At 51.8% G+C, this 14,083-nt stretch carries 20 protein-coding genes and 1 other RNA gene; 9 read left to right on the top strand and 12 right to left on the bottom strand.

Annotated features, from left to right (window positions below):
- Position 1: 1 nt before the first annotated feature.
- From V9K95_RS03655 to V9K95_RS03635, 5 genes are all read right to left on the bottom strand, one after another.
- The gene (locus V9K95_RS03655) at positions 2 to 487 is read right to left on the bottom strand and encodes a VOC family protein (RefSeq protein ID WP_115053247.1); all 486 of its coding nucleotides are present in this window, start codon (positions 485 to 487) and stop codon (positions 2 to 4) included.
- Positions 488 to 561: 74 nt separating this feature from the next.
- Positions 562 to 795, bottom strand: coding sequence for a ribbon-helix-helix domain-containing protein (locus V9K95_RS03650; protein ID WP_336439800.1), 234 nt, complete (start codon positions 793 to 795; stop codon positions 562 to 564).
- Entirely contained in the window at positions 792 to 983 is a 192-nt protein-coding gene (locus V9K95_RS03645; RefSeq protein WP_336439801.1) for a DUF4169 family protein, read from the bottom strand. Before V9K95_RS03645 ends, V9K95_RS03650 begins: the two co-directional genes overlap by 4 nt.
- A gap of 8 nt (positions 984 to 991) precedes the next feature.
- Positions 992 to 1,585, bottom strand: coding sequence for an SspB family protein (locus V9K95_RS03640; RefSeq protein ID WP_336439802.1), 594 nt, complete (start codon positions 1,583 to 1,585; stop codon positions 992 to 994).
- A 270-nt stretch (positions 1,586 to 1,855) separates the two neighbouring features.
- On the bottom strand, positions 1,856 to 2,563 hold the full coding sequence (locus tag V9K95_RS03635) for a TetR/AcrR family transcriptional regulator (RefSeq protein WP_307279091.1): 708 nt from the start codon (positions 2,561 to 2,563) through the stop codon (positions 1,856 to 1,858).
- Positions 2,564 to 2,869: 306 nt separating this feature from the next.
- On the opposite strand from V9K95_RS03635, the gene V9K95_RS03630 reads away from it, so the two are divergent.
- Positions 2,870 to 4,075, top strand: a complete 1,206-nt coding sequence (locus tag V9K95_RS03630; protein WP_115052587.1) for a Bcr/CflA family efflux MFS transporter — start codon at positions 2,870 to 2,872, stop codon at positions 4,073 to 4,075.
- 50 nt (positions 4,076 to 4,125) lie between these two features.
- On the opposite strand, the gene V9K95_RS03625 is transcribed toward V9K95_RS03630, so the two are convergent.
- The 6 genes from V9K95_RS03625 to ssrA form a co-directional block, all read right to left on the bottom strand.
- Positions 4,126 to 4,671, bottom strand: a complete 546-nt coding sequence (locus V9K95_RS03625) for an AAA family ATPase (protein WP_307279085.1) — start codon at positions 4,669 to 4,671, stop codon at positions 4,126 to 4,128.
- Between the two features lie 169 nt (positions 4,672 to 4,840).
- Entirely contained in the window at positions 4,841 to 5,107 is a 267-nt protein-coding gene (locus V9K95_RS03620) for a hypothetical protein (RefSeq protein ID WP_307279082.1), read from the bottom strand.
- A 42-nt stretch (positions 5,108 to 5,149) separates the two neighbouring features.
- Positions 5,150 to 5,920: a DUF899 family protein gene (locus V9K95_RS03615; protein WP_115052589.1), complete on the bottom strand. Its 771-nt coding sequence runs from the start codon at positions 5,918 to 5,920 to the stop codon at positions 5,150 to 5,152.
- A 38-nt stretch (positions 5,921 to 5,958) separates the two neighbouring features.
- Positions 5,959 to 6,432 carry an SRPBCC family protein gene (locus V9K95_RS03610; protein WP_115052590.1) on the bottom strand — a complete coding sequence of 158 codons (474 nt, stop codon included), beginning with the start codon at positions 6,430 to 6,432 and terminating at the stop codon, positions 5,959 to 5,961.
- Positions 6,416 to 6,766 carry an ArsR/SmtB family transcription factor gene (locus V9K95_RS03605; protein ID WP_115052591.1) on the bottom strand — a complete coding sequence of 117 codons (351 nt, stop codon included), beginning with the start codon at positions 6,764 to 6,766 and terminating at the stop codon, positions 6,416 to 6,418. The genes V9K95_RS03610 and V9K95_RS03605 overlap by 17 nt, the downstream gene beginning before the upstream one ends.
- Positions 6,767 to 6,913: 147 nt before the next feature.
- Positions 6,914 to 7,272: a transfer-messenger RNA gene (gene ssrA, locus V9K95_RS03600) on the bottom strand.
- Between the two features lie 93 nt (positions 7,273 to 7,365).
- On the opposite strand from ssrA, the gene V9K95_RS03595 reads away from it, so the two are divergent.
- Complete coding sequence (locus V9K95_RS03595; RefSeq protein WP_115053249.1) at positions 7,366 to 7,953, top strand: tyrosine phosphatase family protein; 588 nt, start codon at positions 7,366 to 7,368, stop codon at positions 7,951 to 7,953.
- Between the two features lie 15 nt (positions 7,954 to 7,968).
- Here the strand turns inward: V9K95_RS03595 and V9K95_RS03590 are convergent, their stop codons facing one another.
- The gene (locus tag V9K95_RS03590; RefSeq protein ID WP_115052592.1) at positions 7,969 to 8,175 is read right to left on the bottom strand and encodes a hypothetical protein; all 207 of its coding nucleotides are present in this window, start codon (positions 8,173 to 8,175) and stop codon (positions 7,969 to 7,971) included.
- A gap of 245 nt (positions 8,176 to 8,420) precedes the next feature.
- Between V9K95_RS03590 and V9K95_RS03585 the strand changes: the two genes are divergently transcribed.
- The 7 genes from V9K95_RS03585 to V9K95_RS03555 all read left to right on the top strand — a co-directional run bounded on the left by V9K95_RS03585 (position 8,421) and on the right by V9K95_RS03555 (position 13,739).
- Positions 8,421 to 8,732 carry a DUF2853 family protein gene (locus V9K95_RS03585; RefSeq protein WP_115052593.1) on the top strand — a complete coding sequence of 104 codons (312 nt, stop codon included), beginning with the start codon at positions 8,421 to 8,423 and terminating at the stop codon, positions 8,730 to 8,732.
- A 115-nt stretch (positions 8,733 to 8,847) separates the two neighbouring features.
- Positions 8,848 to 9,642, top strand: coding sequence for a thymidylate synthase (locus V9K95_RS03580; RefSeq protein ID WP_336439803.1), 795 nt, complete (start codon positions 8,848 to 8,850; stop codon positions 9,640 to 9,642).
- Between the two features lie 60 nt (positions 9,643 to 9,702).
- Complete coding sequence (locus tag V9K95_RS03575; RefSeq protein ID WP_336439804.1) at positions 9,703 to 10,695, top strand: DUF4424 domain-containing protein; 993 nt, start codon at positions 9,703 to 9,705, stop codon at positions 10,693 to 10,695.
- Positions 10,692 to 11,195, top strand: a complete 504-nt coding sequence (locus tag V9K95_RS03570; RefSeq protein WP_336439805.1) for a dihydrofolate reductase — start codon at positions 10,692 to 10,694, stop codon at positions 11,193 to 11,195. The genes V9K95_RS03575 and V9K95_RS03570 overlap by 4 nt, the downstream gene beginning before the upstream one ends.
- 291 nt (positions 11,196 to 11,486) lie before the next feature.
- Positions 11,487 to 12,593, top strand: a complete 1,107-nt coding sequence (gene hflK / locus V9K95_RS03565) for an FtsH protease activity modulator HflK (RefSeq protein WP_115052597.1) — start codon at positions 11,487 to 11,489, stop codon at positions 12,591 to 12,593.
- Complete coding sequence (hflC, locus tag V9K95_RS03560) at positions 12,593 to 13,537, top strand: protease modulator HflC (RefSeq protein WP_336439806.1); 945 nt, start codon at positions 12,593 to 12,595, stop codon at positions 13,535 to 13,537. Before hflK ends, hflC begins: the two co-directional genes overlap by 1 nt.
- A 16-nt stretch (positions 13,538 to 13,553) precedes the next feature.
- Positions 13,554 to 13,739: a DUF2065 domain-containing protein gene (locus V9K95_RS03555; RefSeq protein ID WP_115052599.1), complete on the top strand. Its 186-nt coding sequence runs from the start codon at positions 13,554 to 13,556 to the stop codon at positions 13,737 to 13,739.
- Positions 13,740 to 14,083 lie beyond the last annotated feature (344 nt).

Here is a 14,083-nt window from a genome sequence, read left to right as displayed (position 1 = left end):
TTTACTCGCCCCTAAAAGCCGCTTCCAGCTTGCTGATGTCGAGCTTGTGCATTTGCAGGAGTGCTCCCAAAAGGCGGTCAACCTTTGTCTGGTCCTTGTCTTGCATCATTTGACCAAGCACCGAAGGCACGATCTGCCATGACAGGCCAAACTTGTCCTTTACCCAGCCGCATGGGCCGATTTCACCGCCATTTGCAGTCAACTTCTCGGTGAGCTCATCTATTTCAGCTTGGGATCCGCAATCGATTATAAGAGAGATGGCCTCGTTGAATTTGAATTCCGGACCGCCATTCAGCGCCAGATATTCCTGACCGGCGATTTCAAATCGAGCGGTCAGCAAAGACCCTTCCGGTCCCATGCCGCCTTTGCCCCAATAGCTCTTTTCCAGAATCTTTCCATTTTCAAAGATGGAAAAATAGAACTCCATCGCTTCTTCGGCATTGCCTTCGAACCACAAGCATGGAGTAATTTTTTGTTTGATTGGCATGTCATTCCCTTTCATTGCGATTTGAACTGCCTGAAAGACGAAGGAAGACTGACCAATCCTACATGATGCCGGAATTATTTTTGCGTAGACATGCCGCCACTTTGCACCCAAGCCAATACGTATAATCGCAATGCGGATGAAAGGCTGGAGTCGCGATCCCGATCGTTGTCGACCTGTGCGATAAGTGCCGCCAGCGTCATTTGGCGGGTTTGTGCAATGGAGGTGATAATTTCATAAAAGGGATCTTCGAGCGAAAAGCTGGTGCGGTGCCCGTGAATTGTCACCGAGCGCTTCTGGACAAGACTCACTTGTCGTCCAAGGGCTTTTCCAGCCGGCTATCGTCCAAAAACCGCTCTGCTTTAGCGGTTAATGCAGTTTCGAACTTCTTCTCAGTCTTGGTGCGCCCGAACAAGATGCGGTTCTGAGCCGCAACCTGTTCTCCAGCATCTTTGGCTTTGCGTTTCCTGACCTGCCGCAGGTTGACGATCTCGGCCATGGAGGTCGTTATTTCTTCTTGCGGAAGGAGTCGAGCGATACCACCGAAGCAGAAGCTTTCTCGCCATTATCGTCTGAGCTTGCATCGGCTGCCGCTTCCGACTTTCCGGATGGCTTGGCCGGTTTCTTGGCGGATTTTGCCGGAGGCTTTGGCTTGGCGCTGGTCGAAGCGAGCTTGGGACCGTCAGCAATGTCGGTTGGCGCTATGCTGGTGATACCCTGGTCATTGTCGCCAACGGTTTCTTCAACCTCCACATCGAACTCCAGCTCGAAGTTTACAGAAGGGTCATAGAAACCGCGAATCGCGGAGAATGGCACGACGAGTTTCTCCGGCACATCGCCAAACGATAGGCCGACTTCAAGATGGGTGTCTGTGACCTGCATGTCCCAGAATTGATGTTGAAGGACAATCGTCATCTGTTCCGGATATTTTTCGTGAAGCCGCGTCGAAATACGCACGCCGGGTGCGCCGGTCAAAAAGGTGACGAAAAAATGGTGGTTGCCCGGCAGGCCTGCTTTGGCAACTTCGCCTAGCACTTTACGGATAACGCCGCGAAGCGCTTCCTGGGCAAGTATATCGTAACGGATCATATCTTGTGGCATGCACTCTTATCCCATGGATTCCCCCCTGCCTGTCAAGCGGAGATAGAAATCGTATCCGACCATTATGGCGCATCGCTAATGCATTTGCGACCGATTGTCAGCAATGGGTGCAAATATATCCAGCAAACAGGATATCGATGTCTGTGAAGCGCATTATCAAGAGTATTTGCGGCAAATTTTACAGCGGCTTGGCGTCAGACAACCAAGGACCACAATAAATGAGCAAATTGTACTTTGCTGGTAGACGCTTTCGCAATTCAAATGTGGAAGTCAGCTGACAGCCATCAGGACAGGAGCCGGTTGGCTGCTGGTTTCCTGTACGCGCGGACCATAGGCTCGCAAAAAAGTTTCAACCGCATTTTTGGCAGCGGTCTGCAGTTCTTCTTCTGTCGGTTTGCCACCAAACAGATAAATCATTTGGAGATCGGCATTCACCAGCGCCAGAAATTGGCGGGCGGCAAGGTCAAAATCATCGATTCGCAATGCACCCTTGTGGGCGAGCTTTGCAAACAGCGCGCCAAGCGTCGTGCTTATTTTGCATGGACCGTGCTGGCGCCATCCTTCGAACAAATGCGGATATCTCTCGCCCTCGGACTGGACAAGCCTGCGTAGGAACTTTCCGTCATCGTTGCACAGGCAATTTTTTGTCAGCCTTATGGCGAAATCGGCCAAATCTTGTTGCAGATGATCGGGCTTGTCGGGAAAGGTCGAAAGTGTAGAGAAAAGCATGGCGTTTGCCCGCTCCATAACATCTTCGATCACTGCGACAAACAGCGTTTCTTTTTCGCGGTAGTGGTTATATATTGTCTGGCGCGAGACGCATGCTTCAATCGCAATTTCATCAATACTGGCTCCGGAAAAGCCTTCCCGGCAAAAAACATTTGCTGCGGCATCCAGAATAGACACACGTTTTGAACATTGACCGCGTTGTGTGGGACCGGTGTCTTTGCGTGCAGTTGATGGTCGGCTTAAAGCCATCGCGTGATTTTTCATAGGCCCAAGATAATGCGTCTTGACGTGTTAGACAATAGTGTCTAATTTTACACCTGTGTCCAAATATATTGACGCAGTATTTTCCATGAGCGCCATGCTCCTCCCAAGCAGACGCCTTCATGTTTAGCGCAGTGCCCAAAACCGGATTTCTGGCTGTCCGGGGGAAGCTGCGAAGAAATTTCGGATAGGGCAGGGTGTTTCATCAAATTGAGACGGCCCTGCTCTATCAAGACCGTTCAATTCGTAAATGCAACGCGCTCCTGTGCCGCGATTGCTTGAAAGAGCATCACCATGAAGTCCTCCTTCCTACGTTATGCAATCATCCTTGGATTGCTGTCGGCCATCGGTCCTTTTGCGATCGATATGTATTTGCCTGCGCTTCCATTCATCGGTGCCGATCTGGCGGCGGGTGAAAATGCCGTGCAAATGAGTCTTTTGGCCTTTTTCCTGTCCTTTGCCCTCTTCCAGATCGTCTATGGTCCGCTCTCGGATATGTGGGGTCGCAAGCTACCTCTCTATATGGGGATCGGTCTGTTTACGGTAGCCAGTATTGGCTGCGCCCTGGCAACAAATATTGAGACGCTGGTCGCATTCCGCTTCCTGCAGGGAATTGGCGGTGCAGCAGGTATGGTCATTCCACGCGCTGTTGTACGTGACATGCATACTGGCGTTCAGGCCGCTCGCCTTATGTCGCTGCTGATGCTGGTGTTCAGCATTTCTCCTATTCTAGCGCCGTTGACAGGCAGTGCGGTTATTCACTTTTTTGGATGGCGCGGCGTATTCTGGGCCGTAATGATTGCCGCCCTTATCGGTCTGGTTTTGCTGTCAACACAGCTTGAAGAAACCCGGCCAAAGGAAGCGCGTGCGGAAAGTAGCTTGCGTAGTGCGCTCACTGCTTACGGAATTCTGCTGCGTGATCGCAACTTTATGGTCTTGTCGATGATTGGCGGTTTTGGCATTGCGAGCTTCCTCGTCTATCTTGCCAACTCGCCTTTCGTCTTGATTGACCACTACGGCCTGACACCAACGCAATATAGTATTGCTTTCTCGATCAACGCGGTTTCGTTTTTCACCGTGTCGCAATTGACCGGTTGGCTTGGCAGCCGCTTTGGTCTGGTGCGTGTCATGCGTATGGCAGTTACGGGCTTTGGCATAACATTGGCCGCCATGGTTGTTGTCATGGGCGCCGGCTTTGATCAATTGCCGGTTCTGGCTGCATTCCTCTTTGTCGGCTATGGCTTCCTCGGCCTTGTTATCCCGACAACCGGTGTTCTTGCATTGGAAGAGCACGGAGAAATTGCCGGTTCCGCGTCGGCTCTGTTGGGTACTTTGCAGTTCGTGATATCGATCATCGCCATGATTGTTGCGGCGCTTTTCTTCACAGGCAAGCCACTGCCGATGGCCGCCGGTATTGCCATGTGCGCCGTGATAGCTTTCGCCGTCACACAACTGACGATCGGCCGCCGTCCTGTTGAAGTCGGTGCTGCTGCCGAGTAATTCTGAGTTTCAGATCTGCAAAAAGGCCCGGATGCAAATCCGGGCCTTTTTCATGATAGGTGCTCAAGGATAAAGTCGGCCCGGTGACTGGCTGGCAATCGAGGCACTTCGATCAGGTCATAGCCAAAATGCCCATAGGCTTTCACCATGGCATGATAGGTCCGGACAGCCTCCGCAAATGTTTGTTTGCGTTCCCTATCTTGCTCAAAGATCTCTTCCCAAGGGGGCAGTATGAAAGCCAGCGGGTTATACCGGTATTGTTCGGCAGCGTTTTGAACATGTGCGGGCACCGCAAGCTGCGATAGTTGCAGATATCCTGCGATGTCCGGGATGCCGCGATCGAAAAAGATCATCCCATCTACTTCTTGTGCAATCTCGTAAGATCGCAGTTCCCAACAAAGCATCAGTTCGGAGAAAAGGGCAGGGTCTTTCCAAGGAAGCGCTGGTCCTTCAATGCTTGTTTGCTGCTGGATAATCGCTCGCCCAGCTTCGACCGAGGCAGCGTGACCGCGTTGTTTCAGCTCTTCAATGAGAGTTGTTTTTCCTGAGCCCGGGCCGCCTGTGAGGACGACAAACCTTTCATTTAGAATGTGCATGGATAGCTCCTGCTGACGCGCGCTCACGGCTATCAGCTTCATAGATTTACGAACAGCAGACGCGGAACGCCACTAGCTTTAAGGGAATTTGGGGGGGAGGGTTTTGGCGCTTGATCAGCGAACCATGTGAATGATTTAACCAACCATATCGAAGAAACTCAAGCGATTTTCATTGTCCGGAGGATTTTTTATAGCTCGCATCAGTTAGCTGGATGGGTTTGGCTCCATTTGCTGGCACGCCGCTGCAAATGGGCTGCGCGAGAATTTCAGCCAGTACAGAACGCTCATTATTGGCGGCCCTGTTGAAATAGTGCCGGACATGCTCTGCCGCGAAAGCTGAGCCCACAATCACGGTGATGGACGCGATGGCATAGGCAAGGAGGCGCAGCCGCCGGGCGAGAATGTTTTTCAAACTCGCCCGGGTTGCGGTTGCCATTGCGATGCACAGTGCAATGAGTGTGCAGCACATGGTGCAAAGTCAGCTATGTGTCGAACAAGCGCATGCAGCGGCTTGCTCGTGGATTGGCGCCGGCGGATTGCTGGTCCGGCCATTGGTGTTTTTCAGCCGCGCCCAATCGCCAAGATTGAAATGCGGACCATTTTCATTGCGGCCCTTTGGCATGATGTCGAAATAGGCGTAGACACCAAGGAATTGCTCATCACCGCGGCCAAATGCTGAATAGGTATGATAGATCTGGCCGTCTTCATCCTTGTAGAACACGCTGCCGCCCGACAAATCGTCGATCCCCGGGTCGCCATATTCATAATTGTAGAATGCCGTGCCTTTCTCTCTTTCCTCCGCAGTAAATGAAACGTCAAAATCATAGTTGAAGTCGTTATTGAAAGACGACACCCAGGGAAAGTTCCAGCCCATGGATTTACGGGCAGCTTCGATTTCAGCAATTGGCGCCCGCGCAATGGCGACATAAGACACGTCATTATTTGCCAAATGCCGTAAAATGCCTTCCACGTGATCCACAACGAGGCCGCAACCGAAACATGGTTTTTCCTGACCGGGTGCCAACATGAAATGCTTGATGAAAAGCTGGCTGTGTCCGTTGAACAAATCAGAGAGCGTTACCTTTCCTGAAGGGCTATCAAAGACATAATCCTTTTCGATTTTTACCCAAGGCAGCGCGCGTTTTTCCGCACTCATGCGCTCTTGCGCTTTGGTAAAGGCTTTTTCTTTTTCGAGCAGTGCAGTGCGCGCTTCGAGCCATTGTTCTCGTGATACGATCTGGTGTTGCATGATCATCTCCTGTTGCTGTTGCTTCGTCGCTGCTGATTTCAGGCGAGCAGTTCTTCCAGCCTGTCGAAGGCGCTGTTCCAACCCTGCCGGTGGCCTTCACAATTTTCCACTGTGTCGAACTCGGACTGTTGAAACTGCATTTTGGTCTTGCCGGCCAAGTCTTCGAAATCGATTTTGACAAGCGTTTCCCTGCCTGCTTTTCCGTCTTCCTGATCCCATGCAAATGTGAAGACGAGCCGTTCGTCTGGTACGACCTCATGATAGATTCCGCCGTGCCAAAGTTCTTCGCCATTTGCCGCCGAGTCCAGGCATGCCCGCCATTTGCCACCGGGGCGAACATCCGCTTCCACGAAACTTGCGGGATAGTCCCGGGGCCCAAGCCATTGCAGCATTCGTTTCGGGTCGGTGAACGCCTTGAAAACTACGGAACGTGGGGCATTGAAAACCCGATTGATAGTCAGGACGCGCCCGGCAACAGTGTTTGCTATTTCGGCACTATTGTTCTGAATCATTTTTCTTGTCCTCCACCTGTAGCTCTTCCAGATATTCTTCCAACCGGTCGAAGCTGTTTTCCCAGAAGCGTTTATAATGTTCGATCCAGGTCTCGACTTCCTTCAGCGGTGCAGCATTGAGGCTGCATGGCCGCCACTGCGCTTCCCGGCCACGAATGACCAGGCCTGCGCGTTCCAAAACCTTCAGATGTTTTGAAATAGCGGGGCCTGACATTTCGAAAGGTTCTGCCAGTTCCGTTACCGAAGTTGTTCCGAGTGAAAGCCGCGCAAGAATCGCCCGGCGGGTAGGGTCGGCCAGCGCAGAAAAAATATTGTCGAGGCGGTCAGTTTGCATTGCTGTAGAACCATTCGGTTATTTAACTTAATGGTTATATACGCCTGACAAACGCGATCGTCAAGCAGGAGTTTGCAAGCGCAAAGGCAGCAGGAGGTCACAACGCAGAAATGCGAAGGAGTGTTTTAAAGATTTTGAAGGAGAGGAAGTGGAGGTTTCTGTTGCCAGGTACCTCCGAACCCCGCCTAGAAGTGCGAACCCCTAGGACTTGATTTGAAGCTATAGCACTGCATTAAGCAGCGATACGTGCTTCCGCATAGTTGTCGTTTGCAACTACTGAGTTAGCCCGATAACGGTGGTACAATGCCGGGCAAAAGTTCGATCTTTACACCCTTGTCGATCCTATTTCGCCCCCGCCACAAGGCAGCGTTGTTCTGCTGCATTGTGGTGGAGGCGCCGGGTACCGCCCCCGGGTCCAATGGGCTTATTTCATCGTCCGTTTATCACCATAGCTGGCCGAAGCCAGCGGAACGTATATAGGTGTGCCGCATAATTAAATCAACGCGCAAATCATTGATTTTCCGGTTGATGCAAGTGTAGCGGCGACTGCTCGGTTCCCTTATAAGCAGAGCCAACAGTCACCAGAAAGCGGTCAGATCATGCAGACGTTGAAAATATCCACGCTTACAATATGCGGTATCGATGAACTTCCCGGCCAAAGGGAGCGCGGCGTCAGCCATGTGCTTTCAATCGTTGATCCCGACTGGCCAGAGCTGGAAGCGTTTCAGTCCTATGGTGTCCATGACCGCACAATCCTGCAATTTCACGACATTATCGACCCTGCGCCAGATCGTGTTCTACCTCAGCAACATCATGTGACGGAAATACTCAACTTCGGCTCTCGCCTTCTTCAATCGGCAGAAGATCGCGTTGAGGGCCACCTGCTTGTGCATTGCCATATGGGCGTTTCACGCTCGACTGCCGCTATGCTGACGCTTATGGCGCAAGCCAGTCCGGATGAGGCTGAAGATCGGCTTTTCGAGAGACTGCGAACAATCCGGCCTCAGGCCTGGCCGAACTCATTGATGGTTGGCTATGCCGATGAACAATTGGGCCGTAAAGGCAGGCTGGTTTCCGAATTGCACCGCCACTATGCAGTCCAGCTGAAGCGCGATGCAATGTTCGAAGAGTTGATGACACGCATTGGTCGCACACGTGAGTTGGAAATGGGCAGATCGGCGGCCTGATAGAGCTCTGTACGCTTACTCAGGGACAAGGCCGTCAAAGACTTCCAGCATAGCATCGGCAATGGCCTTGCCCAGCGCTGCTCCGGACTCTTTCAATCCGGCCTCATCCATATCGCGCGCGGCGAGGGCAAGAGCGGACCCTTCGGATCGCACTATCTCCTGCGCGCGCTCAATCGCCCACATGGCAAAATCGCTGCGCGTCGTAATTTCCACAGTATCCATGGCGGTGCCTTCCTGTCATTTGATGCCGCTGTACTATCCTTTGGCGGACGATTTCGAAAGCGGTTTCGCGATAAAGCCTGACATCGGACGAGCCAAAGAGTGATTGACTTGGGGGTATTGCTGAGGAATGTTCCTTTTGTCTAGCGTGGACATTGGCCAGCCTGTTTTCCGCAACGCGCCATGTCTTCATTGTCAGGGGAGGTTGCAATGCAGCGCATTGGGCCTAGCAATCAGGAGATTTTTACATGAGTGACTATCTAACCGATGTCCGTCATTATGATGCTGCGGCTGATGAAGCTGTCGTTGCAAAGATCGTCAAACATCTCGGCATTGCTCTACGCAACCGGGATTCATCACTGGTATCCTGTTCTGATCCTGAAGAATTGGCGCGCGTTCGCACCAATTGGGTGGAAAAGAAGCTTGGCCTGACAGATGTGGCCAAAGCCGATGCCGCAATCGAGTCCGTATGCGCAACAATGAAGGACGACCGTACCAAGAGCCGCGTTACATTTTACTATCTGACCGCTAAGGCTCTTGGAGCGTTGGGTAGCATCTGATCTTCGCCTCAAAAGAGAAAGCCTTGTGGGAATCCGCAGGGCTTTTCTGTTTGCAGTGCTGTGGATCACGCACAAGTTTTACTATTTAGTCAGTCGAATCTGCTAAAGAGAAACGATGCGCACTTATCTTGATCTTCTACAGCACGTCCTTGACAACGGTGCCGACCGTGGTGATCGCACGGGCACGGGCACGCGTTCGGTTTTCGGCTATCAAATGCGATTTGATCTGGCCGCAGGGTTTCCCGTTCTCACCACGAAGAAACTGCATCTCAAGTCGATTATCCACGAGTTGTTGTGGTTCCTGAAAGGCGACACCAACATTGCCTATCTGCGTGATAATGGCGTAACGATTTGGGACGAATGGGCTGACGAAAACGGCGATCTCGGCCCCGTCTATGGCTATCAATGGCGCTCATGGCCGACACCGGATGGCGGGCATATTGATCAGATTGCCGGGCTACTGAGTGCCATACGGAACAACCCCAATTCACGGCGTCTGATCGTTTCGGCATGGAATCCCGCGCTTGTAGACGAGATGGCGCTGCCGCCATGCCACTGCCTGTTCCAGTTTTATGTGTCTGATGGCAAACTGTCCTGCCAGCTTTACCAACGATCCGCCGATATTTTTCTGGGCGTTCCGTTCAACATCGCCTCTTATGCGCTGTTGACGATGATGATTGCTCAGGTGACAGGTTTGAAACCGGGTGATTTTGTTCACACGCTTGGCGATGCGCATCTTTATGCAAACCATTTCGAGCAGGCGCGATTACAACTTGCGCGCAAGCCGGGTCCATTGCCTATTATGCAGATCAATCCTGATGTGACTGATCTCTTTGCTTTTAAATATGATAATTTCCGTCTCGTTGATTACGTCGCTGAGCCGGCCATTAAGGCGCCCATCGCCGTCTAGAGCGATTCATGACATCGTTTTAGTTGAAAATGCTCTGGACCATCTTCGCGGAGAGTGAAAATGACTGTCAGATTGTCTCTCGTCGCTCTTCAGACATTGCTGCTTCTGGTTTCATCGCCAGGTCTGGCTAATGATACAACCGCATCGGTAGGAACTGGCGGTCTGATCTACACGCGCAATTCAATCATTTCCATGGAACAGGAAGACCTGTTCATTTCGGAAAACGAGATACGCGTCGATTATGTGTTCAGAAACAATTCGGATGGCGATGTGGAGAACATTATTGCTTTCCCCATGCCTGATCTCGAACCCCGTTACGAATCCGATATTGCCATTCCGGATATGGGCTCGGACAATTTTCTGGACTTTACAGTCGCCATTGATGGCAAGCCGATCAAGCCCGAGCTGCAACAGCGTGGCCTGGCCGGCGGTCTTGATGTTACTGACGCCCTCATTTCGAGTGCAATTCCAGTGTCACCGCAAAATGCTTCGGTCCAAGCGGCGATTGACAAGTTGGATACCGCCACAAAACAGGATTGGCTGAAACGCGGTATTCTCCAAAATAGTGATGATTCTGAATTTGCACCGGGCTGGTTGCTCAAGTCGACCTATTGGTGGGTGGGCCATTTTCCGGCAGGAAAGGATGTGCGTGTATCGCATCGCTACAAGCCCAGTGTCGGCGGAACTGTCAGCCTGAATTTTGATCCCGATGATAACAGTACCCATGGCCCCAATTTTGACCACGCGCAGAAGTATTGCCGTGACAAGAGCTTCAATCAAAGCGTTGCAAAAATCGTCAAGAAGGCTGGGCCCGAGCGAACCGTGCTCTATGAAAACTGGATATCATATATCCTTACCACAGGTGGTAATTGGGCAGGCCCTATCAAGAAGTTCAAACTTACGATCGATAAGGGCGACACAGAGAATCTGATCAGTTTTTGTGGGCAGAATGTCAGAAAAACCGGTCCCACAACCTTTGAGATGACTGCTGAAGATTTCTGGCCCGAGCGCGATTTGGAAATACTGCTTCTGAAGAGGAATAAGTCTGAATGATCAGCTTTGTAGTTGCCATTGCGCAGAATGGTGTGATTGGACGGGATAATGATCTGCCATGGCGATTATCTTCGGATTTGAAGCGGTTCAAGGCGATTACCATGGGCAAACCCATCATCATGGGTCGCAAGACATGGGATTCGCTTGGCAAGCCTTTGCCGGGACGCACAAATATCGTCATTACGCGCGATCCAGCTTTCAATGTCGAGGGGGTAGTCTCGGCCAGGTCCGTTGACGAAGCGCTGCTGATTGCGGGCAGCCACGCGGGCGCTGATCAGGTCAATGAGATTTGCATTATCGGCGGCGGCGAGATATTCCGGCAATGCCTCAACCGTGCTGACAGGTTGTATGTGACATGGGTGCTAGCGAGCGTGGAAGGCGATGTCCATTTTCCCGAGATCGATCCTGCCATCTGGTCGGAATCGTCCAGCGAAGAATTTCCCGCTGGGGAAAAAGACAACTATCCGACACGCTATATCGTCTACGAGCGTCGCCATTAAGCTTGCCGACACGCCGCATATTATGAAAATATTGTGATAACTGACGATAATTGTTTGGTTTTTCAGCAAAAGGCTCAGAAAAGCATCGGTGTGCGTTGAAAGCCAACCTCGCCATCCCTATAAACGGGATGTTGAGCTACTGCGTCCCGTGTCAGAATGGCGACGCAAAGGTCTCAGTAGAGCGTTAAAATAGCGCATGGCCCATTCTAAAAATCGATTCCGGTTTTTAGGGGCATGTGCTGCGAGGGGTAGCCACAGGGTGGTGATTTTCGTTCAAATTAAGAGGTAGGAATGCCCTGGAGTAATCAGAACGGTGGCGGCGGCCCTTGGGGCGGTGGCGGTAATAATAATGGCGGTGGTGGTGGCCCTTGGGGTCAAAAACCACAAGGTGGCGGTGGAGGCAAGACGCCTCCGGACCTCGAAGACATTTTCCGCCGCGGTCAAGACCGTCTGCGGCAAGCAATCCCCGGTGGCACCGGCGGTAGTCCAGCTATCTGGGGCCTGATCGGACTTGCCCTTGTGGCTTTCTGGGTGTTCCAGTCTGTTTATACTGTTCAGCCAGACGAACGTGCAGTCGAACTGCGTTTTGGTAAACCGAAGACCGATATTTCCGAGCCTGGCTTGCATTTCCACTTCTGGCCAATCGAATCCTACGAAAAGGTGGAGATTGTTGAAAAGCAGAAGAATATTGGCGGACAAGGTACACGCGGCGCCAAGGAAGGCCTGATGCTTTCGGGTGACCAGAACATCGTCGATGTTCAGTTCTCGGTGCTTTATCGTGTTTCCGATCCGGTTTCCTATCTGTTCAAGGTCGAAAATCCGGAAAATCTGGTACAGCAGGTTTCTGAAAGCGCTATGCGCGAGATTGTTGGCCGCAGTCCAGCTCAGGATATTTTCCGTGATAATCGCGCAGGCATTGCCAACGACGTGCGCAACATTATCCAGAAAACGCTTGATGAATATGGCGCTGGCATTGCTATCAATGCTCTTTCAATTGAAGATGCAGCTCCACCGCGCGAAGTTGCAGACGCCTTCGACGAAGTTCAGCGTGCTGAACAGGACGAAGATCGTTTCGTTGAGGAATCCAATCAATATTCCAACCAGAAGCTTGGTCAGGCTCGCGGTGAGGGCGCGCAGATTCGTGAAGATGCTGCGGCTTATAAAAACCGTATCGTTCAGGAAGCAGCGGGTGAGGCCCAGCGCTTTACCTCAGTCTACGATGAATATGTCAAGGCGCCGGAAGTTACCCGTAAGCGTCTTTTCCTTGAAACCATGGAGCGTGTGCTGAAAGACTCTACCAAGGTCATTGTTGATCAGAACGGGCAGGGCGTTGTTCCCTATCTACCATTGCCGGAACTGAGCAAACAGGCGAAACCCGCGACCGGAGGAGCACAGTGATGAACCAGAATCGTCTCCCGATTTATGTCGGTGTAATCCTCTTCGCTGCGCTTCTTGTTTATGCGTCAATCTTTGTTGTACGCGCTGGTCAGCAGGCCATCGTTCTGCGCTTCGGTGAAATTGTCGATGTGGAATCCGAGCCCGGTATCTATTTCAAAATGCCTTTCGGCTTTCTTGAAGCAGATAATGTTCAGATGATCGAAAATCGTGCTCTCAGCTTTGAACTCGATAATATCCGTGTTCAGGTTTCGGGCGGCAAGTTCTACGAAGTCGATGCCTTCCTCGTCTATCGCATCACCGATCCTCGTAAATTCCGTCAGACCGTTTCGGGCGACGTGACTCTGGCGGAAGCCCGCCTACGCACGCGTCTTGATGCAGCCCTGCGTGGCGTTTACGGCTTGCGCGGCTTTGAAGCTGCTTTGTCGGATGAACGTGCAGGCATGATGCTTGAGGTGCGTGAACAATTGCGTCCTGACTCTGAATCGCTTGGATTGCAGATCACCGATGTACGTATTCGCCGTACGGATCTAACTCAAGAAGTATCCCAGCAGACCTTTGCCCGTATGAGCGCCGAGCGTCTTGCTGAAGCTGAACGTCTGCGTGCGCGTGGCCGTGAAGCTGCACAGCGGATTAAGGCGATTGCCGATCGTCAGGTGGTTGAGATCGTTGCCGAAGCCCGCAAGGAATCGGAAATTATCCGCGGTCAGGGTGAAGGCGAACGCAGCCGTATCTTCGCGGATGTATTCTCGAAAGATCCCGATTTCTTTGCTTTCTATAGGTCAATGTCGGCCTATGGCACTGCACTGGAAAACACCGGAACGACGATGGTACTTTCACCTAACTCCGAGTTTTTCCGTTACTTCCAGGATGCTGGTGGAGCATTGCCGCCAGTTAGCGGTTCCGCACCGCCTGCGCCTGCTGCAACAACACCTGCCCCTCAATAGGGGGCAGGATCGGCTGATGACTGATTTTTTGGATGCCGTCGGACTGTTCCTTGTTTTTGAAGGATTGCTCTACGGGTGTTTTCCAATCGTAGCCAAACGGGTTGCTCGCGATGTCAGCGAGCAACCCGATGGTTTCCTGCGTGTAGCTGGCGTTGCATCGATTGCAATTGGCGTGGCCGTTGTTTGGCTGGTCCGCGGTTAGAGCTAGATATTGCTGTCGATCTCAATCAGCAAATCTTGAGTTGAACTCCAACCAAATAAACGCTGAAATAGCTAGGGCAGGTTTTGTTTATAGAGAGTCATTCTGCGGGTCAGGCAGTTCGTTCGATGGAACCACATCGACCTCGCTGCCTTCCGCGTGGATTGTCTCGTTATCCGTGAAACAGAATTGGCTCTATATAAATAAAATTTGCTCTGTCCGGCCATACTTTCGACCATAGTGGTGGTTCTGCTGGCCTGAAATATTCCGACCTTATTGAAAAGGCCTGTTGTCATGGTTTCTAGCACTGCCCGCAAAGCACTCCGTTCTGCTACAGCCGCAATTGC

Source organism: Phyllobacterium sp. CCNWLW183 (assembly GCF_037203775.1).
GTDB classification, from domain to species: Bacteria; Pseudomonadota; Alphaproteobacteria; order Rhizobiales; family Rhizobiaceae; genus Phyllobacterium; species Phyllobacterium ifriqiyense.
This window is presented reverse-complemented; position numbering and strand designations above follow the sequence as displayed.

What these genes read in the sequence shown, in the direction of transcription:
- V9K95_RS03655 (WP_115053247.1), bottom strand. Translation starts at nt 487, where the DNA reads ATGCCAATCAAACAAAAAATTACTCCATGCTTGTGGTTCGAAGGCAAT.
- V9K95_RS03645 (WP_336439801.1), bottom strand. Translation starts at nt 983, where the DNA reads ATGGCCGAGATCGTCAACCTGCGGCAGGTCAGGAAACGCAAAGCCAAA.
- V9K95_RS03640 (WP_336439802.1), bottom strand. Translation starts at nt 1,585, where the DNA reads ATGCCACAAGATATGATCCGTTACGATATACTTGCCCAGGAAGCGCTT.
- V9K95_RS03635 (WP_307279091.1), bottom strand. Translation starts at nt 2,563, where the DNA reads ATGGCTTTAAGCCGACCATCAACTGCACGCAAAGACACCGGTCCCACA.
- V9K95_RS03630 (WP_115052587.1), top strand. Translation starts at nt 2,870, where the DNA reads ATGAAGTCCTCCTTCCTACGTTATGCAATCATCCTTGGATTGCTGTCG.
- V9K95_RS03625 (WP_307279085.1), bottom strand. Translation starts at nt 4,671, where the DNA reads ATGCACATTCTAAATGAAAGGTTTGTCGTCCTCACAGGCGGCCCGGGC.
- V9K95_RS03620 (WP_307279082.1), bottom strand. Translation starts at nt 5,107, where the DNA reads ATGGCAACCGCAACCCGGGCGAGTTTGAAAAACATTCTCGCCCGGCGG.
- V9K95_RS03615 (WP_115052589.1), bottom strand. Translation starts at nt 5,920, where the DNA reads ATGCAACACCAGATCGTATCACGAGAACAATGGCTCGAAGCGCGCACT.
- V9K95_RS03610 (WP_115052590.1), bottom strand. Translation starts at nt 6,432, where the DNA reads ATGATTCAGAACAATAGTGCCGAAATAGCAAACACTGTTGCCGGGCGC.
- V9K95_RS03605 (WP_115052591.1), bottom strand. Translation starts at nt 6,766, where the DNA reads ATGCAAACTGACCGCCTCGACAATATTTTTTCTGCGCTGGCCGACCCT.
- V9K95_RS03595 (WP_115053249.1), top strand. Translation starts at nt 7,366, where the DNA reads ATGCAGACGTTGAAAATATCCACGCTTACAATATGCGGTATCGATGAA.
- V9K95_RS03590 (WP_115052592.1), bottom strand. Translation starts at nt 8,175, where the DNA reads ATGGATACTGTGGAAATTACGACGCGCAGCGATTTTGCCATGTGGGCG.
- V9K95_RS03585 (WP_115052593.1), top strand. Translation starts at nt 8,421, where the DNA reads ATGAGTGACTATCTAACCGATGTCCGTCATTATGATGCTGCGGCTGAT.
- V9K95_RS03580 (WP_336439803.1), top strand. Translation starts at nt 8,848, where the DNA reads ATGCGCACTTATCTTGATCTTCTACAGCACGTCCTTGACAACGGTGCC.
- V9K95_RS03575 (WP_336439804.1), top strand. Translation starts at nt 9,703, where the DNA reads ATGACTGTCAGATTGTCTCTCGTCGCTCTTCAGACATTGCTGCTTCTG.
- V9K95_RS03570 (WP_336439805.1), top strand. Translation starts at nt 10,692, where the DNA reads ATGATCAGCTTTGTAGTTGCCATTGCGCAGAATGGTGTGATTGGACGG.
- hflK (WP_115052597.1), top strand. Translation starts at nt 11,487, where the DNA reads ATGCCCTGGAGTAATCAGAACGGTGGCGGCGGCCCTTGGGGCGGTGGC.
- hflC (WP_336439806.1), top strand. Translation starts at nt 12,593, where the DNA reads ATGAACCAGAATCGTCTCCCGATTTATGTCGGTGTAATCCTCTTCGCT.
- V9K95_RS03555 (WP_115052599.1), top strand. Translation starts at nt 13,554, where the DNA reads ATGACTGATTTTTTGGATGCCGTCGGACTGTTCCTTGTTTTTGAAGGA.